Annotated in this window: 14 protein-coding genes; 3 read left to right on the forward strand and 11 right to left on the reverse strand. The window is 32.2% G+C overall.

Annotation, left to right across the window (positions count from 1 at the left end):
* Positions 1-248 precede the first annotated feature (248 nt).
* The 6 genes from Q0870_RS02705 to Q0870_RS02730 all read right to left on the reverse strand — a co-directional run bounded on the left by Q0870_RS02705 (position 249) and on the right by Q0870_RS02730 (position 11098).
* Positions 249-2804, reverse strand: coding sequence for an adenosylcobalamin-dependent ribonucleoside-diphosphate reductase (locus tag Q0870_RS02705; RefSeq protein WP_298550839.1), 2556 nt, complete (start codon positions 2802-2804; stop codon positions 249-251).
* 193 nt (positions 2805-2997) lie between these two features.
* Entirely contained in the window at positions 2998-3957 is a 960-nt protein-coding gene (locus tag Q0870_RS02710) for a DUF3078 domain-containing protein (protein ID WP_298550840.1), read from the reverse strand.
* Positions 3958-4028: 71 nt separating this feature from the next.
* Positions 4029-5207, reverse strand: a complete 1179-nt coding sequence (locus Q0870_RS02715) for an AIR synthase related protein (RefSeq protein WP_298550842.1) — start codon at positions 5205-5207, stop codon at positions 4029-4031.
* 469 nt (positions 5208-5676) lie between these two features.
* Entirely contained in the window at positions 5677-6912 is a 1236-nt protein-coding gene (locus tag Q0870_RS02720; RefSeq protein WP_298550844.1) for a PQQ-binding-like beta-propeller repeat protein, read from the reverse strand.
* 488 nt (positions 6913-7400) lie between these two features.
* A complete protein-coding gene (locus Q0870_RS02725; protein ID WP_298550845.1) occupies positions 7401-8027 on the reverse strand; it encodes an AraC family transcriptional regulator in 627 nt (208 codons plus the stop codon).
* Positions 8028-8911: 884 nt separating this feature from the next.
* Positions 8912-11098 (reverse strand): glutamine synthetase III, encoded by a 2187-nt coding sequence (locus Q0870_RS02730; RefSeq protein WP_298550846.1) that lies wholly within the window; start codon positions 11096-11098, stop codon positions 8912-8914.
* A gap of 271 nt (positions 11099-11369) precedes the next feature.
* On the opposite strand from Q0870_RS02730, the gene Q0870_RS02735 reads away from it, so the two are divergent.
* Complete coding sequence (locus Q0870_RS02735; protein WP_298550848.1) at positions 11370-12383, forward strand: glutamine synthetase beta-grasp domain-containing protein; 1014 nt, start codon at positions 11370-11372, stop codon at positions 12381-12383.
* 350 nt (positions 12384-12733) lie between these two features.
* On the opposite strand, the gene Q0870_RS02740 is transcribed toward Q0870_RS02735, so the two are convergent.
* Positions 12734-14167 carry an amidohydrolase family protein gene (locus Q0870_RS02740; protein ID WP_298550850.1) on the reverse strand — a complete coding sequence of 478 codons (1434 nt, stop codon included), beginning with the start codon at positions 14165-14167 and terminating at the stop codon, positions 12734-12736.
* 128 nt (positions 14168-14295) lie between these two features.
* Complete coding sequence (locus Q0870_RS02745; RefSeq protein WP_298550852.1) at positions 14296-15246, reverse strand: calcium/sodium antiporter; 951 nt, start codon at positions 15244-15246, stop codon at positions 14296-14298.
* Between the two features lie 558 nt (positions 15247-15804).
* Here Q0870_RS02745 and Q0870_RS02750 point away from each other — a divergent pair.
* Positions 15805-15957, forward strand: a complete 153-nt coding sequence (locus tag Q0870_RS02750; RefSeq protein ID WP_298550854.1) for an SsrA-binding protein — start codon at positions 15805-15807, stop codon at positions 15955-15957.
* A 103-nt stretch (positions 15958-16060) separates the two neighbouring features.
* The gene (locus tag Q0870_RS02755; RefSeq protein ID WP_298550856.1) at positions 16061-18334 is read left to right on the forward strand and encodes a hypothetical protein; all 2274 of its coding nucleotides are present in this window, start codon (positions 16061-16063) and stop codon (positions 18332-18334) included.
* Between the two features lie 11 nt (positions 18335-18345).
* On the opposite strand, the gene Q0870_RS02760 is transcribed toward Q0870_RS02755, so the two are convergent.
* The 3 genes from Q0870_RS02760 to Q0870_RS02770 form a co-directional block, all read right to left on the reverse strand.
* The gene (locus Q0870_RS02760; RefSeq protein ID WP_298550858.1) at positions 18346-19779 is read right to left on the reverse strand and encodes a TolC family protein; all 1434 of its coding nucleotides are present in this window, start codon (positions 19777-19779) and stop codon (positions 18346-18348) included.
* 7 nt (positions 19780-19786) lie between these two features.
* Positions 19787-20455: an ABC transporter ATP-binding protein gene (locus tag Q0870_RS02765; RefSeq protein ID WP_298550860.1), complete on the reverse strand. Its 669-nt coding sequence runs from the start codon at positions 20453-20455 to the stop codon at positions 19787-19789.
* Positions 20456-20665: 210 nt separating this feature from the next.
* Positions 20666-23056 (reverse strand): ABC transporter permease, encoded by a 2391-nt coding sequence (locus Q0870_RS02770; protein WP_298550862.1) that lies wholly within the window; start codon positions 23054-23056, stop codon positions 20666-20668.
* Positions 23057-23062 lie beyond the last annotated feature (6 nt).

The following is a 23062-nucleotide window of genomic DNA, read 5'->3' on the forward strand; positions in this document are numbered from 1 at the left end:
ATGATAATGATATCGAAATTGTTTTTGTTTTTTTTATTATGGCATATTTTAAATGAAACTCGAGCTAAAAGGGTATTAAGACTCTATAAGGGTTTGGGAGTATCTACAGCAAAATTATTTTCACTTTTATTTCTAATGGATTTAATTATAAGCATTCCTTTTTTATTAATTTTAAAAGAATTTATTTAAATTTAATAAAAAACAAAAGGAAGCCAATTGACTTCCTTTTATAACCAACTAACTTATTATTAACCACACTTAGAGGAACCGCAATCTTTACATGTTAGGCAGCCCTCTTGGTATATTAAATTTTCAGATTTACAGTTATCGCATGTTTGTCCTTTTACCTTAGTTCCATCGGCCACGTAACGTTTTAAAGCGCGTACAACACCATTTTTCCATGTATTTATAGACTCACTATCCAATTGTAAACTATTAATTAAATCTACAATCTTATCTATTGGCATGCCGTGGCGTAGTGTACTAGAAAACAGTTTAGCGTAATTCCAAAACTCTGGATTAAATTTATGTGACAATCCTTCAATAGTTGTTTTATACCCTCTTGTATTCTTATATTGAAAATCGTATCGAGAAGTACCGTCTTCATTTCTATTTTTAATGATTAGCCCTTTATTTACCCAACGCGGAATTAAAATACCGTCTTCATCATCAACAAGACCTGTAAATACTTCATATGGTTTATCATCAATTAACCCAATAAATGCAATCCACTTTTCTTTATTATTTTGAAAGCGAACCACATCAGCTTCTAAAACTTGAGGTCGTTTTATTGGAAATGCCGTTAGTATATCCTTATTTTTTTCTTCTTTATTATCATCGTTAGAAATTAAAACCCCAGAACGTGAACCATCTCTATAAACTGTAACGCCTTTACAACCAACTTCCCAAGCTTTTAAGTATAAATCCCCAACTAAATCTTCAGTAACGTTATTTGGAAGATTAATTGTTACGCTTATAGAATGGTCTACCCATTTTTGAATAGCTCCTTGCATACTTACTTTACTTAACCAATCAACATCATTAGATGTTGCCTTATAATACGGTGATTTTTTAATCAACTCATCTATTTCGTTTTGCGAAAAATTCTTAGCGCTATCAATACCATTAACTTCCATCCATTGTTTAAAACGATGATGAAATACAACGTACTCTTCCCAAGAATCTCCAACCTCATCAACAAAATCTACCCGTGCATCCTTATCATTGGGATTAACTTTTCTTCTACGCTTATAAACAGGCATAAATACAGGTTCAATTCCAGAAGTAGTTTGAGTCATTAAACTCGTGGTTCCTGTTGGTGCAATGGTCAATAATGCAATATTTCGTCTACCATGCTCTAACATCTCGTAATACAACTTACTATCTGTTTCTTTCAAACGCTTAATAAAAGGATTGTGTTTTTCTCGTTCTGCATCAAAAATTGAAAAGGCTCCACGCTCTTTAGCCAAATGGACGGAAGCACGATAAGCTTCAATAGCAATAGTCTTGTGCACCTCTAAAGAAAAAGCATTCCCTTTTTCGCTTCCATATTGAATACCCAAGGCAGCTAACATATCACCTTCGGCAGTTATACCGACACCGGTTCTACGTCCTTCTTCGGCTTTATGCTTAATATTAACCCATAAGTTACGCTCTGTTGCTTTTATTTCATCCAACTCTGGATCGGCATCTATTTTTTTAATGATACTATCTATTTTAATAAGCTCTAAATCTATAATATCATCCATAATACGTTGTGCAACTGCAACGTGCTTTTTAAACAAGTTAAAGTTGAAACTAGCTTGTTTTGTAAAAGGATTTTCCACATACGAAAACAAATTAATAGCTAATAATCGACAAGAATCATAAGGACATAGCGGTATTTCTCCACAGGGATTTGTAGATACTGTTTTGTAACCCAAATCTGCATAACAATCTGGAACAGATTCATTTATAATAGTATCCCAAAACAAAATTCCTGGCTCTGCAGATTTCCAGGCGTTATGTACTATTTTTTTCCAAAGCACATTGGCTTTTATTGATTTGGATACTTTTGGGTTATCACTGAATATTGGATACTTTTGAATGTAATCAGAGTTATTTTTTACAGCCTTCATAAAGCCATCATCAATTCTAACCGATACATTTGCCCCTGTAACTTTTCCTTGTTCTAATTTAGCGTTAATAAAATCTTCTGAATCTGGATGATTAACAGAGACCGACAACATAAGTGCCCCGCGCCTTCCATCTTGAGCAACTTCTCTTGTAGAATTAGAGTAACGCTCCATAAATGGTACAATACCAGTTGAGGTTAATGCCGAGTTTTTTACAGCCGAGCCTTTTGGACGAATATGAGATAAATCATGACCAACACCACCACGACGCTTCATTAACTGTACTTGCTCTTGATCTATTTTCATGATACCACCATAGGAATCCGAATTTCCATCATTTCCAATAACAAAACAATTAGACAATGAAGCTATTTGAAACGGATTTCCAATACCAGCCATTGGACTTCCTTGCGGAACTATATACTTAAAGTCTTTAATTAGATTAAAAATATCATCTTCAGATAAAGGATTTGCATATTTTTCTTCAACACTTGCAAGTTCTTTAGCAATACGCTTATGCATATCGTTAGGTGTTAACTCATAAATATTTCCCTCAGAATCTTTAAGGGCGTATTTATTTAACCAGACACGCGCGGCTAAATCATCGTTGTTAAAATATTTCAAAGAAGCATTAAAAGCATCTTCTGAAGTGTACGTTTGGGGAGGTTTTTGGGCAGTTTTTGTGTCCATTAGTGAAGGAAAATTTTAAGTTTAATAGATTATTAACAATATGTAAATAAACTATAAATGCCCAACTTAAAACATGATAAATATCATGAAGTTCACCAATAAAAACAACTAACATACTGATAATAAGGTAAATAAATATTTATCAACATTAAAAAGTTAACAAATATTTTAAACAAATAGATGGTATTATTTTTTAGAAATCTACAGCTACCCCTACGCCTAAAAACTGTTTCCATTGCACTTTGGCTCCAGATTCATCAAACTCACCTTCAATCTCTGATGGTATTTGCGTTTTAACATCGTCATCATACCGTAAATGCGAACCCAAAGTAGCCCTAACGAAAGAATTCACTTTAAAGTCAAAATCTATTCTCCAGTCTAAATCTAGATTTCCAAAGTTATTTACGTAATCTGAATATAAACTGACCTGGTTTTTTATATTAATGTTTTCAACTACTTCCATTTCATAGCTATTGGTAACTAAAACACCTACTTCGCTTCTAATTTGTTCGCCAGGAACTATAACATTTCCATCGGAATCTAGAACTGCTGGGGTAACACCAAATGAGCCTGCATTAGCAAGATCTTCATCTAAAACAAATGTTGCTTTTAACGTTAATGGTGAGAAATAAAAAGATAACTTATCTATGTTTTTCCCGTATTCCATACCACCACCAAAAAACAAATAACCTGGAGCAAATAATCTAGAAATAGGTTCATCTCTATTTGGGTAATTATACCCGTTAGTTAATTGTGTTCTTAAGTTAAGTCTTGCAGAATAAAACCAACTAGATAAACTATCAGGCTTATAACCTATATTAGAGTTTATCTCAAATAAATCATCGGTTTTTCTGAGTTCTCTAGCTTCTTGCTTATTTACACCATACCTAACTTCTACATTATTCTTCCAAACAAAAAACTTGTCTTTATAATTAAGCTTTGATTTTAAACCCAATAAACCAGAAATAGAATTACTACCACCAGAATTCCAGTTTACAAAAGCGACTTCACTTAAATCAAATGATGCTTTGTTTTCCTGAACCCATTCTGGGCCTGTATACTTTTGTTTCTTTTCTTTTATGTAAAGAGAATCGGGTTGAGCATTTAAGAATTGAAAGCAGAGGGAAACTATAAATAATAGTAAATACTTCATGGTTATGTTAGATTATTTTTAAATTATCTTAATCCTCAAAAACTATACCAAATGAATGAGAATTTATGTAATTAATAACTAAACTCTCCAAACTCCGATTTTATTGTAAGTTTTTTTGTTTTTGAAGCTTCAACTCTACCAATAACTTTAGCATCAACATTGAAAGATTTTGAGATTTCAATAATATTTTCTGCAACTTCAGGAGATACATAAAGCTCCATTCTATGTCCGCAGTTAAATACTTGGTACATTTCTTTCCAATTTGTTTTTGATTGCTCTTGTATCAATTTAAAAAGCGGCGGAATAGGAAACATATTATCTTTTATAATATGAAACTCATCAACAAAATGAAGAATTTTTGTTTGTGCACCTCCAGAACAATGTACCATGCCGTGGATGGTATCACTATTATATTCTGATAGAATTTTTTTGATTATTGGTGCATAAGTACGTGTTGGAGACAATACTAATTTACCAGCATCAATAGGTGAGTTTTCAACATTGTCAGTTAGTTTTACACTTCCAGAATACACTAAGTCTTCAGGTACAGAAGCATCAAAACTCTCAGGATATTTTTCAGCCAAATATTTACTAAACACATCGTGGCGTGCAGAAGTTAACCCGTTACTTCCCATGCCGCCATTATATTGTTTTTCGTAATTAGCTTGACCAAAACTTTCTAAACCTACAATTACATCGCCAGCTTTAATATTTGCATTATCAATAACATCTGTTCGTTTCATTCTAGCTGTTACTGTAGAATCTACTATAATGGTTCTAACTAAATCGCCAACATCGGCAGTTTCGCCACCAGTTGAATGTATGGTTACACCGAAAGATTTTAAATCTTCAAGAAGTTCCTCCGTTCCATTTATAATTGCAGAAAGCACTTCTCCTGTAATTAAGTTTTTATTTCTTCCAATGGTAGAAGACAGCATAATATTATCTGTGGCACCAACACATAATAAATCGTCAATATTCATGATTAGAGCATCTTGAGCTATACCTTTCCAAACAGAAACATCTCCAGTTTCTTTCCAATACATATAGGCTAAAGATGATTTTGTTCCTGCACCATCTGCATGCATAATCAAGCAATAATCATCGTCATTAGTTAAATAATCTGGGACTATTTTACAGAATGCTTTAGGAAACAATCCTTTATCTATATTCTTAATAGCATTGTGCACATCTTCTTTTGATGCAGACACACCACGTTGTGCGTATCGTTTTGAAATTTCTTGACTCATGATAATATATTGAGTTGCAAAGAAAAGGAATATTTTAAAAATTAAGAGGCTTTAATTTAATTATGAAAAGGGTTTTATTAACGGGTTTTTAACCAATTAGGAATTAAACAATTACTCTAGATTCTTCTACTTAACTTTGTAAAAATTTTCAACCGCCCTAGTTTTACAATAAGCTAGGCTCCTGAAAACATTCTGTATTCAAATCATGGTGGTTCTACTTTCTAAAAATTTCGCCATATTTAAGATTAGTTCTATGGAATCAAAAAAGGATAAACAAAATCTCTGATTTGGTTTATCCTTTTAAAGTTATAATAAGAATCTAACAATAGTAGGGTTTGCATTGCTAATCACAATTTATTCTATTAACATTATAGCAACATCCATGTTGGTTTACATAATAAATTAAAACACAACTAGTCATATTGACTGTGACATATTACAATTTGCCCACACTACAGTATTTTAAAAGTTACTCCTCTACCTCCTTAAGGGCATAAAATGTACCATCCAATGCACCAAAGAGTACAAGCTCATCAATGACCTCTACCGTTGAAGAAACTCCATGATCATAAAGACCTGGCACGACACTAAACTTAAATCTCCAAACTAAATCACCTGTAAGCCTGTCATACCTGGCAACGCCCCCCTTAAAGTCCCCAGAATTCGTATTTTCTAAACCTACGGCACCGCTATAATATCCTTCCTCGGTAAGTTTTGGAGTAGCATATGCCGCACCTCCAGCATCTATACTCCAGTATATTACACCTGTTCCTGGATTAATAGCAAAATTTTTAGCAAGAAAAGAAGAACCAATATAAAGCGTGTCATTATAAATGGTTGCCCCTGATTCTACCCAAGATCCGTTTTCGTAAGGTATTTTCCATGAAACTTCGCCAGTACTAAGGCTTAGGCTGTAAAGATTTTTATCTCTACTACCTATAAAAACCTTGTTATTATAGATGGCAACGCTAGGTGTAACTGCCCCCCCAGTTTTAAACTTCCAGAGTTCAGTACCGCTATCTTTATCGATTGCATAGATATAACCATCAAAGCTACCAAAAACAACATATTGGTCAGCAATAATAGGTTTTGAACGAATAATTCCATTAGTTTTAAAATGCCATCTCTTGCTTCCGTTAGCAGCATTTAAAGCGTATAAATTATTATCAGCACTTCCTATATACACTACTCCATCTAGCTCAGTAGGTGAAGAACCTCTATAATCCCAACGGAAATTATTTGGAGAATTATCCGCTGGAGCGTATCTTATATCAGCTTCTTCTTCATTAATATTTGCTTTCCATATTTCAATACCACTAGCAGTGCTTAGTTTATATAAGTTACCATCATCTGAAGCAATGTATAGATAGTTATCATATACAGACACATTGCCATGAATGGGTCCATTTGTCTTATATTCCCACTTTTTAGCTCCTGTCTTTGAATCCAGTGCATAAACTTTACCATCTGTACTACCGAAATAGGTTATATTATTTTTTGTAGTTGAAGAACCCCAAATTGGTCCTCCAGTTGTAAATTCCCATTCAGTTACTGGCTTAATTACTTTTTCCTCATTTTCTTCATTTTCCTCATTTTCTTCCATTATAATCTCGGTTTCGTTTCCACTAGCGCAACCTAAGATAAACGAGGTAGCAATAATGGCTCCAAATACGATAAGAAAATACGTTGTTTTAAATGTTTTCATTTTTGTTTTTTTTAATGTTTTCATTTTTGTTCAAATTTGATTTGTTTGGACAAATATTCAAATCTTTAGCGTACAAATCGACCGAATATTAGATACTCGAACTTTTTTCAAAATTTTATTTTATTTCAGATTAGCTCGCCAATATTTGACATTAACAATAAGGTAGAGAAGAATGAGTTCTTCCTGTATTCTTGGAAAATGCATGTATAACATGCTTGTTGATAAGTTGAAAAATAACAGCAATTTTCTATGTTCTAAAAGAACGAATGGAAAATTTACAACACGCATCAATCACTTTAGAAAACACAATAAACCCTATTTATTGAATCTCCATACTTACCCATTTATTATGTTTGGTAAACTTTTCAAGATTCCTATGAATAATCTGAGCTAAGCTCTAAAAAAACAGCTAAATCTTGTGTTGAATTTGTTCTATAGATAGAGATAATTATTTGAATACTCTTTTTAAGAAGTCACGGAATTGATACTTACATCTTGCTAGAAGATGACATTGTGGGCTCGGGAGATTTATAGCTTTGTTGAAGAAATGCTTGTCGATATGCTCTTGGTGTTTTACCCGACATTTTTTTAAACATAGTATTGAAAACGGATTTTGTGTTAAATCCAGACATAAACATGATTTGAGTAATGTTTTTCTCAAGATAAGCTGTAGAAGCTAGCATCTGCTGACATTCATTCACTCTATATTCGTTGATGAAATTGTGAAAGTTTTGTTTTTGACATTTATTCAATACTTTAGAGACTATATGTGGTTTGTAACCAACACTAATGGCTAATTCACTTAAATTGAAATTGGGGTCTAAATAAGGCTTTTTATCTTGCATGTAGGATTTTATTTTTTCCAAAATTTGAAACCCAGCTTCTATTTCAATAAGTGTGGGCTGTGTTTCGGCTCTTTCACTAACAAATTTTACTGCAGGTTGCTTAAGGTTTTTATAAATTATTACACAAGCAAATATAAAACCAGAACCAATTAAAAAAGGTCTGAAATCCATTATTTGTAATATTGGTAGGTTTGGATTAGTAACCCATAAATAGCTGTTTAAAAAGTGAAAAGCCCAGTTAATAATAAGACCACTTCCTATGAATAACATCCACCTTAAACTAATCCTTTTTAGTGAAGAAAATTCTTGTTTTAGTCTTCTATTATATTTTATTATTAATACAAGTATTAAGGAAATATAAATTATAAAATGAAGGTGATTAAAGATAAGTGAAAATATTTTTTCATTTAAATCAAAAGCCGTTTGCGTAGTGATTAAATATCTTTTTTCTTCTACCGATTTGCTATGAAACTTAATAGTAAAATATATGAAGTGAAAGGCAAAAGGAATAAAATGCACTATCATCCATGATTTAAATTTAAAACGAGCTTCAGTAATTGATCTGATGTAAAGGTATAAAAAAGGACCAGTGAGTAATTCAAAAGAAATTCCGAAGTAATACATATGAGGGAAATTATCAAAGAAGAATTTCCAAAAACTAAATGTAACGTTGTTTAAATAGCTAAATGCGAACGAACCAAGAAAAAAAGCTAAAAAAAAATATCGAAGTTCCTTATGTTTATTGGTTACCAACAAGAAAGTAGCATAAAACAGCAAAAGGAATAGTGTTATTGTATAGAACACTGCGTAAAAAACATTCAACTCCATGAAATGATATCTGATTTATAGTAAAATATTTAACAGACCTAAGTTAAGTAGGTTTTTATTACAAAGGTATGATATTTTTAAGACTTTTGATTCATATCTCCACACTTGACAGGACGACTATTTCTCGAAATGTCGTTGCAACACCACTTACTACGTCATACACAGTGAACGTTAAACGAACCGCTCCAAAAATAATTTATTTTTAGTTAAAACCCTAAGCTAGCAAACACGCCCGCGTTAAGGATTGCAGGGGAAAGCCTATAGTAAGGCACGAACGAAGACTTGTAACATAAAGCCCGACCCTTTGTAACGCCAAAATAAAAACATTACCTTGTAAATAACAATTCTCTGTATTTTGTTAGAGGCCAGATTTCGTCATCAACCAACAACTCTAATTTATCGCAATGGTAACGAATATCATCAAACAATGATTTAACGTTATTGCAATAGGCGTGTGCCTTTTTTTCAATATCTTCAATGTTATTTGCTTTTTTTCGAGCACCAATCATTTTAGTGACATTAGCATTTATACCCTCGATATGATTTGAAATCTCTTCGATTAAATTAATTTGCTCTTTAGAAACACTGTTGTATTTCTCTTCAAAAATCTCTTTTAAACCTTTTACGTTTTCGATTAGAATATTTTGATACTTTACAGCAGTAGGCACAATATGATTACGCGCAATATCACCCAATACTCGACTCTCTATTTGAATATGCATGATGTAGGCTTCAATTTCTATTTCGTAGCGTGCTTCGGTTTCAATTTTACTCATTACGTTCATTTCTTCGAATAACGCAATACTTTCTTTTGAAATTCTAGCTTTTAAAGCTTCGGGAGTGGTTTTATTATTGCTTAAACCTCGCTTTTTAGCTTCTTTTTCCCAAGCTTCGCCATAACCATTACCTTCAAACAAAATAGATTTAGTAGATTTAATATACTCTCTTAAAACATTAAAAACTGCCTCATCCTTCTTTAAATCTTTTTTACCAATTAAAGCATCAACCTCAACTTTAAAATCTTTTAATTGCTTGGCTACAATGGTATTTAAAACCGCCATAGGATTTCCACAATTAGCTGTTGAACCAACAGCTCTAAATTCAAATTTATTTCCAGTAAATGCAAAAGGCGATGTTCTATTTCTATCGGTATTGTCCAATAAAACATCTGGTATCTTACCAACAACATTAAGTTTTAATTCTGTTTTTTCTTGAGGCGATAATTTTCCCTTGGTAACACCTTCTAGCTCTTCTAAAACCTTAGTTAATTGCTCACCAATAAATACAGATATTATTGCTGGTGGCGCTTCGTTTGCCCCTAGCCTATGATCGTTGCTTGCTGAAGCAATAGCTGCTCTTAAAAGTGCTTCATGCGTATGCACCGCCTTAATCGTATTTATAAAAAATGTTAAAAATTGTAGGTTACTCATAGGGGTTTTACCTGGTGACAATAAATTCACACCAGTATCGGTTGAAAGCGACCAGTTATTATGCTTTCCTGAGCCATTTACACCAGCAAATGGTTTTTCATGTAATAAAACTTTAAAATTATGACGAGATGCTACGCGCCCCATAATATCCATTAACAGCGAATTATGATCAACTGCTAAATTAGCTTCTTCATAAATGGGTGCTAATTCAAACTGATTGGGAGCCACTTCATTATGTCTAGTTTTTACAGGAATCCCTAAAAGCATACATTCAGTTTCTAAATCGCGCATAAAATTTAATGCTCGGTTTGGAATCGAACCAAAATAATGATCATCTAATTGTTGTCCTTTGGCTGAGGAATGTCCTAACAAAGTACGCCCTGTTAATGTGATATCTGGACGGCTAGCTGCCAACATTTTATCTACTAAAAAGTATTCTTGCTCCCAACCTAAAGAGGACGTTACTTTTTTTACGTTTTTATCAAAATATTTACAAACTGCTGTTGCTGCATCATCAACAGCGTGTAAAGCTCTTAATAATGGTGTTTTATAATCTAATGCCTCTCCTGTATATGCCACAAATATGGTTGGAATACACAAAGTGGTTTCATATATAAAAGCTGGTGATGTGGGATCCCAAGCGGTATAACCTCTAGCTTCAAAAGTGTTTCTTATTCCTCCATGAGGAAAACTTGATGCATCTGGCTCTTGTTGTACTAATTGGCTTCCTCCAAATTTTTCGATAGCCATTCCATGTCCTATAGTTTCAAAAAAAGCATCGTGTTTTTCTGCAGTAGACCCTGTTAACGGCTGAAACCAATGTGTATAATGTGTTACACCCTTTGATAATGCCCAATCTTTCATAGAAGACGCTACTTGTCCAGCTATATTTCTGTCTATTTTTTTTCCAAACTGTATGGCATTAGCAACACCCACAAAAGCATCTTTTGTTAGGTATTGGCGCATGGTATTTTCGTTAAATACGTTTTTACCAAATAAATCGGATCGACGTTCTTTTTCCTCAACTAAAATAGCCTTATAAGCAAGTGATTCTTTAATAGCATGAAACCTTAATGTTGACATTCTTCAAATAATTTAAAACGTTTGACTATGAATAACTAAGCAAAAGTAAACAGGTTTGACAAAAAAACATGAAAACTGAAAAATTCTTTTAAGATTTTTTCAGTTTTTCTATAAAATAATAGTCTTTTTTTAAAATAAACCCGAAAAAAATAGGGTATAAATAAAAATAACTCATGTATTTATTAAAATACCCCACGTAAATACAAAGTAAAAAGAGAAACTTATATATTTGTGATATTATTATCAATATTTCAATTATAAAATATTCATTATGGCAAAAATTAAACTAGAATACCTTTGGTTAGATGGTTATTACCCAACTCAAAATTTGAGAAGTAAAACTAAGGTTGAAGAGCATGAAAACTTTCAAGGAACAATAGAAGAATTAGGAAACTGGTCTTTTGACGGTTCATCTACAAAACAAGCTTCTGGAGGAGCATCTGACTGTATTTTAAAACCAGTTGCTATTTATCCTGATCCTACACGTAGAAACGGATATTTAGTTATGACTGAGGTATTAAATGCTGATGGAACTGCACATGAGTCTAACGCTCGTGCAACTATTGAAGATGATGATAACGATTTCTGGTTCGGTTTCGAGCAAGAATACTTTATTATGGATAGAGAAACTCAATTACCATTAGGATTCCCTATTGGTGGTTACCCAGGGCCTCAAGGTATGTACTACTGTTCTGTTGGTGGAAAAAATACTTTCGGAAGAGACTTCGTTGAAGAGCATGCAGATTTATGTATCGATGCTGGATTAAACTTTGAAGGGATTAACCAAGAGGTTGCATCTGGACAATGGGAATTCCAATTATTTGCAAAAGGGGCTAAGAAAGCTGGTGATGAAATTTGGGTTGCTAGATATTTATTAGACCGTTTAACTGAAAAGTATGGATGGTACATTGAATACCACCCAAAACCAATTAAAGGAGACTGGAATGGTTCTGGAATGCACGCTAACTTCTCTAATACAATATTAAGAACTTGTGGTTCTAAAGAGAAATATGCTGAAATTTGTGAAGCTTTCCGTCCTGTAACTAAAGAACATATTGATGTATATGGCGAGTTTAACGACCAACGTTTAACTGGATTACACGAAACTGCATCTATTAACGATTTCTCTTGGGGAGTTTCAGATAGAGGAGCATCAATCCGTATTCCAATTATCGCTGTTGAAAAAGGATATAAAGGATGGTTAGAAGATCGTCGTCCATCTTCAAACGGAGACCCATATAAAATTGCTGCAAGAATTATCAAAACTGTTAAACCAGTTAAATAATTTTACTCCATTTATAATATTAAAAACGCCAACATACATGTATTTGTTGGCGTTTTTTATGCGTTAATTTTTTGGGTGTTACCACAAGGGTCGGGCTTTCACTACTCGCTTCCTCCTTCGTCGGTGAGCTCAAACATGCCGTTCAATCCCTAACGCCTTTGTTTGCAAGATTAATTTCTAAATCTTAAAGTAGTTTGTTTTTGTCAGGTTCGTTTAACGGTAACGTATAAGAATAGTAGCGGGTTTTACGCACTTATTATTCGGTTTATTATTATCTCTTGGTTTATATATTTCATTTTCGTTTTAGGGATTAAGCCGCTATTATTTTTATACAATGTTCTATGCAGTTATTATTCTCCAAATTTTCCATTCATATCCTTTAAAATTAATTTTGGGTCATACCCATAACCATCTTTGAAAACTAACTCAACATTGCGAATATTTTTTTTAATATCTCCATTAATTACTACAAAATCTGCTTTTTTTCCGTTCTCAATTACCCCAACTTCAGAGTTGGAAAGAACTTTCGCGCCATTACTCGTCATAATTTTGATTGCTTCCTCGTTCGTGAATCCTGCTTCTTTTAGTAATTCAAAATTTCTTTGGTCTCCAAAACCTGGAAGAACGTGTCTGCCTGCATCAACTCCTGCTGTTAAAGTTCCACCCATTTTGAAAAATTGATATTCAAATTCCATGATTCGTTTTAATCTTCTTTCCCTTAAGTTATCACTCGATTTTTGGCTATCGAAATTATTTCTTCTCTCACTATATTGAGATTTTAAAAATGATGACATTACTTCTAATGTACGTTCATCTGCAAAGGCTCTATTTGGAACACTTGACTCATAAATTGCCAATGTTGAAGTCAAAAAAACGTTGTTGTCAATCATTAACTGTTGAAGCCGTTTTACTTTCTCACTATCAATATTCAACTCATCTATATATTCTCTTGAGCCATCACAAATACCGAATGTCTTATTCTTTCTAAAATCACTTGTGCTATTCAGTCCGTGTTCTATTCCGTCAATTCCAAAATTTGTTGCTTGCTCAAATGTGATTGAACACAAATGTCCTGTTACTTTCGCATTCCGTTTATGTGCCTCTTGGATGATTATTTCCAAGTCGCTTGGTGTTGTATGGCGATAAACTTTAAACCATCGAACCCCTTTTTTTGTCCAATATTGAATTGTATCCTTTATATGTTTTTCGTCACGTGGGATAATCATATTTGGATTACCTCCTTTTCCTGTAAAATATGGACCACTTGTTATTATATTGGGGCCAATGAATTTACCTTGCTCAATTTTTTTTGACAATTCTACTCCTTGTTCTGGTGATGCTGAACCACAAGTTTGAATAGTTGTTACTCCCGATGCCAAGTAAAGTTTTGAGGCTGTTTCTCCAACAAATGGAAATCTTGGAATATGTAGATGATTGTGAACTCCTACAATTCCCGGGATAATTGTTTTTCCTTTTAAATTTATTGTAGTCGCTCCTTTTGGTATGTCAATTTTCGAACTTTGTCCAATTGCTTGAAAATGACCATTTTCAACAATCAATGTTTGATTTTCTTTAGCTGGATTTCCCTTTCCGTCAAATACTGTCACATTCGTTAAAGCTAGAACATCAGAATTATATTTTACATAATTGAGTATATTTTGATTTAATTCTTTTCGCTCTCGGATAGAGATTTTATCCGAACCCAGAGCGATAAATTCAGATTTAGAATTTTGCTTACAACCAAGAAAGATTGCTATTATGAGTATGAATGTTAATTGTTTCAAAGAGTGTTTTTTATTATTGCATAGAATACAAAGATAAAGTTCCGTTTCAATGAACTTTATCGATTGTTAAACGAAGTTAGCAAATTTTTCTGACAAAGTCAAGTAATAAACTTTATAGATTTACAAACTTAAAGTTTCCCTTGCGTAAATACCAAAAACATAAAAACACCATAGCCAACAACTAAAAAGAACCCCTTACCTCTACTAATTTGAAAACGTTTAAAAAGAAATATAAGAGGTATTAAAATGGCTGAAAAACCAAGCATCCAAAAAATATCGTTCGACAATATTTGTGGCTCGGTTACCGGAATGGGCTTTATTAAAGCCGTTAACCCTAAAACTGAAGCTATATTAAATATATTCGAACCAATTAAATTACCTAAAGAAATGGCTTTTTCTTGTTTTGCTGCTGCAATTACAGATGCAGCTAATTCTGGCACACTTGTTCCGATAGCTATTAATGATACTCCTATTACAGCTTCACTAACACCAACTGACCTAGCTATTTCTTTTGAACCATTAACCAACCATTCGCTTCCAAAATAAAGTGATGCCGCGCCTATTATTAACCACAAACCTATTTTAAAATTAGAAACTGTTGATAAAGCATCATCAACCCCTTCTGATACAGTATCCTTTTTTGCGCTTCTAATTAGAAAAACCAAAAAAGTAACGAGTCCAGCAAATAAAATACCGCCTTCAATAGCTGTTAAAACATTATCATTCTTCAAAAAATAATATAGTATAATAGAAAACACCATCATAACTGGCCAATTAACCCTGTAAAACGATTTATCTACAGCAATAGCACCAACCATAGCCGTTATACCTAATACTAACCCAATATTTGCAATGTTTGAACCTACTACATTATTAATAGCAATTGCTGGAGAACCCGATAATGCCGCTTGTAAACTTACTAGTAACTCTGGAGCAGAAGTGGCAAAAGAAACCACCGTCATACCAATTACCATTTTAGAAATATTAAACTTAAATGATAAGGCCACTGAAGAGCGTACTAAAAACTCCCCTCCTACTACTAACAAAATAAAACCAAGGATAACCCAAAGGATACTCATAAACTTTTTTTTGCGAAGATAAATGAAAGTGAAAAGCTAGAAGTTAAAAGTTAAAAGTTTTTCTACACTCATATAGCAAATTATAGATATACAGATTGATAAATCTAATAACAATTTTTTAATAAAAAATAACGAAATAGACTAAAAAAGCAATTTATAAAACAAAAAAGCCCTAGGGATACAAATACCATCATAAAAAAGCCCTTTAATTATTACACAACAATACAATAATATATACTTATGATTTCAAAATAAAACTTAATTATAGATAGTCACATTAATATTGAAATTAATTTCATATTTATGATTACAAATTCGTATTTAAATTCATCGATTTTAATAAAAATACTTGGTGAGCATATTAGTAAATATATATCTTCAAAAAACATTGATATAAATAATTCATTTACTAACCCTTAAAACCTAAAAATATGATAACACTTGCCAAAATTGTAATTGATGTAATACTCTTTATTATTTCAATTATCTAAATCCAAAACCATGTAAAACTTAGTCTAGAATAAGTTTTACTATTTTTACACTTTAATTAAGTGTTAAGTGAAAAAGCAAGTTTTTAAATTTTTAGCTAAAGTAAATAAACTAATACTTCCGAGTTATTCTAAAAGAAAATTAGATTTAACAAAAGCAACCAAATTACAAATGGTAATTATTGGCTGGAGATGGTTTGTAACTAGAAACACGTTAGATTGATAGATAAAAACAAGCATTTCGGCTTAATTTTTTCATTTTAGCTATTTCTAATATTACATTTACATTGAATAATCACAAATGCCCTCTCAAATCTATAAAACCTATGGTTAAACATATTTATCCATTATTAGTATTTTTAAGCTTCACCGTACAATTATTTGCCCAAGAAGCTAGTATTTCTACTAAGTTCTCTCAAGATGGTAATTTATACCAATCTGAGAATCAATCTTCTGAAATCATTTCTCAGTTTAAAGAAAACCAAAGATGTATTGTAACAGCCTTCTTAGGCAACTATACCTATAAAATAAAATACAACAATTTAGTAGGCTATGTTAGAGACCAATACTTGTTTGTTAATGAACAAATGATGGATTTATATTTTGATCATGAAGAAAAGCAGAGAGAAAAAGCTATCGAAGCTAGAAAACTAAGACAAGATAAAGCAGAAGCTATTGCAAGACAAGCACAAGAAAAGCTAGACTTAATTAAAAAAAGGCGTACAGATTCTATAGCTAAAATTGAAGCCGAAAAACAGAGAATACTTTTAGAAATTAAACGAAACGATTCTATAGCCAAAGCAAAAGAAGCACAAAGAATACAACGTATTGCTCAGGCCAAAAAAGATTCCATTGCTAAAGTTATTAAAGAACAAAATAGGTTACTAGAAGAAAAACAAAGAAATGACTCCATTGCTAAAGCAAGAGAAGAAGCTAGAAAGCAACTTATAATCCAAAAAAGAAACGATTCTATAGCTAAAGCTAAAGACATATTAAAAAAGCAACGCATAGCGAAAAGAAAACAAGATTCTATTACTCAAATTATTAAAGAGCAAAAAAGAGTATTAGAAGAGAAACAAAAAAATGAGGCTATTGCAAAAGCTAAGGAAGAGGCTAGAAAGCAATTAGAACTTCAAAAACGAAACGATTCTATAGCCAAGGCAAAAGAAGAACAAAGAATACAGCGTATTGCTCAAGCTAAAAAAGATTCTATTGCTAAAGCTGAAGAAGCACTTAATTTAGAACGCATAGCTCAAAGAAAGAGAGATTCTATAACTCAAGTTAAAAAAGAACAGAATAGATTATTAGCCGAAAAACAAAAAAATGACTCTATAGCTAATGCTAAAGAAGAAGCTAAAAAGCAAATAGAACTTCAAAAGCAAAAAGATGCCATTGCCAAAGCCGAAGAAAAATTAAAAAAACAACGTTTAGCAAAAGCTAAGAAAGACTCCATAATACAAGCTAAAAAAAACGCTAAAAAACAAATAGAACTTCAAAAACAAAAAGATGCCGAGGCTAAAGTTGCAGAAAAATTAAAAAAGCAACGTATTGATCAAGCTAAAAAAGATTCTATTATTCAGGCTGAAGAACTCATTAAGCAACAAAAGGAAGACGCAGCTAAACAAGCTATTGAAGAGAAGCATAGAATTTTAAAACACAAGAATGATTCAATTAAACTAGCAAAAGACAAGAAAAAAAAGGCTCTTGAATTATTAAAAAAACGTAACGATTCTGTAGTTAAAATAAAAGCAAAACAAAAAGTAATAGCAGAAAGAAAAACACAAGACTCAATTGCTAAAATTAAAGCAACCAAAGAAAGAGAACTTGAAGCACTTAGAAAAAGGAACGACTCTGTTGCAAAAGCTAAAGCACAAAAAGAAGCATTAGCCGAAACTCAAAGACAAAATACAATTAAACAAAATCAAGCAGAAAAAGAGTTAAGAAATCAAAGTATTGAAAAAAACAGATATGACTCCATTGTAAAAGCAAGAGAACAAGAAACGAAACAATTAATTAAATTAAGAAGACAAAACGATTCTATAGCAGCGGTTATAGAAAAAGAAAGAAAAGAACTAGAAGCATTAAGAAAGAATGTTGCTGTAGCTCAAGGAACTAACAATTCCAATTCTAACCAAGAAGAAGATAATCAAAAAAAGGCACTTATTGACAGAATGAAATTTAGAGATTCATGTCATTATCAAATTAATGAATATGATAAATTTTATAACATAACCACTGTTAGAACCGAGCCATATAGTTTAGGCAACAATTTAACCGTTGAATTATATAAACAAAACCGAAAACAAAATATCTTCTTTAACTATATTGGTGATTTAGGATGTGCTACATACCTTCCTAACAAAAGATCAAGTGTAAAAGTAACACTAGAAAACGATCGTACTATTGCTTTTTATCATTCCTGGGATATTGAATGCGGAGAAACGTTTCTTTTCAAAGCCAGAATAACTAAAACTCAAATGGATATTTTAAAAAATTCTCCAATAAAATCTATTGTACTAAAAGGAACTCAAGGCTTTAAGCAAATAAATTTTATTGATTATAAAGAATTTTTTATTGATAAATTAAAGTGTATTGAATAAAATACTTTTTTTTATAATTGAACCACTTTACCTCTATAATAATCTAAAACTTTAACTCGCAATAAATACTCGTATTTTGCCCGATTTAAATTTAACTGCGCATTATCCATATTGTTTTTACTTGTAATATAATTTACAATATTAGAAACACCATTATTAAAACGAACTTCATTTATTCTGAATGACTCTTCATAAGCTTTAACTTGATCTTCTAAAACATCATATTTATTAAATGCAGCTTCCATATTATTATAAGCCTCTTTTATATTTTGATTAAAAAGTGTTTTTATATTTTCTAACTCTAATTCACTCTCTTTTAATCTTACTTTTTGCAAACCTATATTATTTTTTGCTCTAAACCCATTAAACAAAGGCACACGAACAGAAACACCAACTACAGTACTTAAATTATTATCAAATTGGTCTTTATAGCTTATCTTATTACCTTCAAATTGGGGCTTATTATTAAGTACAGGGAAATCTTGATTATCTATAGTTACAAAATCTCCCGTTTCTATAATACTAGAACCTGTCTCTGTAAAAGTTTCTGCTAAACTCGAATAATTAGTGTTAAACTGACCAAAAAGAGATACTTCTGGGAAATAATTTGCCCTAGCGACTTTTAAGCCTTTATTGGCAGCTTCAACTCTAAACTGTCTAGATTTAAATGTTGCTAAATTTTGCAATGCATCGTTAAACACATCATTTGCAGATAATTTATATTTATCAAATGCTATTAAATCTGAAATGTTTTCGAATTCTTTCTCGTCTTCGTTTTGTATATTTAATATCCTTTTAAAACCTAATACTGCCGATTTAAAATTATTCTCTGCTTCTATAATAGCAACTTTATCTAAAGCATATTGTCCCTTTATATCACTATAATTAGCAGGGTTACCTTCCCCTTCTTTATAATTTGCTTCCAATCTTTTTAACTGCGCCTCGGTTGTTTTTAAACGCGCTTTAGAAAGCTCCACACGGTCTCGACTATTTAAAATATCAATATACCCTATTGTTACATCCAAAATTAAATTTTGCTTTGCTTCTAATTGTTCCATTTCGGCAGCTTTCATGTTAAACTTACTTTGCTTAATACTATTTAAAACTCTAAAGCCATTAAAAACAGTTAAACGTAAATTCATTCCAAAATTAGAGAATGTTAATTCCCTGTTACTGTAAGTATTTGTAAACGGATCAATGCTCCTACCATCATTAACACCTAAATTGTAATTTGCATTTAAATTTGGTAATAATTCATTTAGAGATTGTTTATAATTTATTTTAGATGTTTTTCTTCTTAATTCTGCTGCTTTTAAATCTAAATTGTTTTCTATGGCAATGGCTATACAATCATCTAAAGTAAAACTAGATTGCCCTATGTTTTGACTAAAACTAATTCTAAAAAGCAAACAAAAAACAGTTGATATTATTATTTTTTTTATCATAATTAAATTATTTATTTACAATCAACCCATCTCTTAAATGTATGGTTCGCGATCCGTAAGCAGCATTACTTTCAGAATGTGTCACTTGAATTATAGTAACACCTTCATCATTTAATTTTTTAAATAGTTGCATAATTTCTTCTCCTTGAGCTGAATTTAGGTTACCCGTAGGTTCATCAGCCAAAATTAATTTTGGGCTAGACACCAAAGCTCTTGCTATACCAACTAATTGTTGTTGCCCACCACTTAATTGCGATGGAAATAAATCTTTTTTCCCCACAATATTGAATCTATCCAGCATATCGGCTACCATAGCTTTTCGTTCTGCTCTACTGTGTTTTTTGTATAACAAGGGCGTTTCTATGTTTTCGTAGACTGTTAATTCATCAATTAAATGATAAGACTGAAATACAAAGCCTATGTACTCTTTATAAAGGTTAGCGCGGTGCTTCTCTTTTAAATTATGAACAGGCTCTTCTAAAAAAATGTACTCCCCTTCGTTAAAATCGTCTAGCATGCCGATAACGTTCAATAATGTTGTTTTTCCAGAGCCTGATGGTCCCATGATGGATATAAATTCGCCTTCATTTACAGTTAAATCAATGTCGTTTAATAAGAAAACTCTATTTCCTCCTGAGTTTACCCATTTAAACAAGTCTTTAAGTTGTAGTATCATGTTTTATTTGATTTTTTATTGATTGATTTTTTTATTTAAAAACTTCATAATAATAAAATAGTGAATACTGTGCCGTTTTTGTAATCACTTAATAACAAGCGAATTACAATGATTTTATTAATTTAAAGTGTTCGAAATCGATACAATAGTGTTCTATATCATAACACTTTTTGTATCGATTAAAACGAATTGCATAACATTAGGAATGATTTACTCCGTTCGTAAACTTTTTATTGGGTTAGCAATAGCTGCTTTAATGGAATGAAAACTCACGGTTAGCAGTGTAATGCCTATGGCTCCCATGCCTGCTACGACAAAAATCCACCAAGAGATTTGGGTTCTATAAGTATAGTTATTTAGCCAACTGTTAACGCCGTAATAGGCTAAAGGCGTTGCTATAACTATAGCTAACACAACGAGCTTTACAAAATCTTTAGAGAGTAATTTCCATAAATTAAATACAGAAGCCCCCACCACTTTACGCACTCCTATTTCTTTTTTACGTTGTTCTGCCATAAAAGATGCCAAACCAAAAAGCCCCAAACAACTTATAAAAATGGCGAAAAATGCAAATAGATTGGATAATTTTTGAATGCGCTCCATAGTATTAAATTTCTTTGCAAAAGTTTCATCCACAAATTGAAATTCGAAAGGTACATTAGGTACATGTTTAGCAAAAACAGTTTCAATGGTTGTTAAAGCTTCTGAAATGGGTTTTTCAGGATTTAATTTCAATCTTACAAAATTGGTGTTATCGTAATTTATCATATAAACACCTTGTTTTGTAGGCTCAAAAGGAGATTCTCTCAGTATATCTTTAACAACGCCTATAACTTTGTACTTTTTCTTACCCCATCGAATTGTTTTACCCACAGGGTCCGTTAAACCCATATAATTTACCGCAGTTTCATTAAGCACAAAAGCTGTAGAATCGGTTGGAAATGCTCTGGAAAAATCACGTCCTTCTAGAATATCCCAACCTATAGTTTTACCATAATCGTGAGAAATACAAAAAAGCCCCATATTAGTTACAAAATTGGGGTCTTTTCCTTCCCAATTAAACCCGCCCCCTGTAGACCACACATCTGTTAAAGGGCTAGAAGCTTCACACATTTCTACCACAGTACCCGTTTTTATAAGCTCGTTACGTAGTGTATTGTATTTGCCTTTGTAGGCCTCGGTGTTTTTACTTATCGTTATTAATCCTTCACTTTGATATCCTATTGGTCTGTTTTTTGAATACGTTATTTGTTTTTCAATAACAATAGCGCCAATAACAAGAGTTACAGAAATAGTAAATTGTGCAATTACCAATGCCCTTCTAAAAGATGTTGTAGATTTCCCTACTTTAAAAGTCCCTTTTAAAACTTTTACAGGATGAAATGAGGATAGATATAATGCAGGGTAGCTTCCAGCCATAAAGCTGGTTGCTACAATGCATCCAACACTAACTAAGTAAAAAAAGATATTATTAAATGGGAAAATGATATGTTTATCTGCTAGGGCATTAAATGCTGGCATTACCAAAAGCACCAATAGTACTGCTATAATAAATGCAAATACTACTACTAGAAATGATTCGCTTAAAAACTGATGGATTAATTGTTTTTTAGTTGAACCGATGGATTTAAGAACACCTACTTCTTTGGCGCGTTTCTCTGATTGCGCTGTACTTAAATTCATGAAATTAATACATGCCAATCCCAATACAAAAACACCTATAAAGCCAAAAATCCATACATATTGAATAAACCCACCTGTATTCACTCCATTTTTCCATTCAGACTGTAAATGCCAATCTTTCATAGGATAAAGCACTAACTCTCGTAGGCTTCTTTTATTATTTCCTGGCACATTATCCTGCACCACGGTTTTAATAGTTTCGCTAACAGATGCCATAGTCTTACCATCCGCTATTTGCACATATAATTTATACGAATTATTATCCCATAAATTTTTGTCTCTAGCTTCTTTTACCCAAGGGTAAGATATTGTATATAGTTCCCATGGTGCTATAAATTCTAATTCATGGAACTCTGAATTATAGGGCAAGTCTTCAAAAACACCTGTAACAGTTGTATTTAATTTATCATCAATTTTCATGTGTTTGCCTACGGGGTTTTCTGACCCAAAAAAAGTACGTGCCGTAGATTGAGATATTACTATAGAATTTGGCTTTTTTAATCCGTCCCAATCGCCGTAAATCATATTTAAGGAAAGCATCCTAAGTGCATCAGACTCCATGAAACCGCCATATTTAGAGAGGTTGTTATTATCTTTAGACAGTACGTAATCCCAATAAAAAGAACTCATAACAACATGCTTAAAATCGTCACTATATTTAGCTCTTAATTCATTACCCAAAGGGTATGGCATGGGTCTTCTTGTTCTGGTCTTTCCGTTCTCCGTTTTATGCATTAAAGCAAGGGCAATGGTGTCGTAATTCTCATGGTTTTTGTTATAGCTAACCTCATCATATATCCAAAGGCTTATTAACAGCACTACAGCCATACCTACCGCAAGGCCTCCAATATTAATGGCTGAATAGCCTTTGTTTTTAATTAGGTTTCGCCAAGCGATTTTAAAATAGTTTTGTATCATGGTAGT

It is taken from the genome of uncultured Algibacter sp. (assembly GCF_947487575.1).
Lineage (GTDB): Bacteria > Bacteroidota > Bacteroidia > Flavobacteriales > Flavobacteriaceae > Algibacter_B.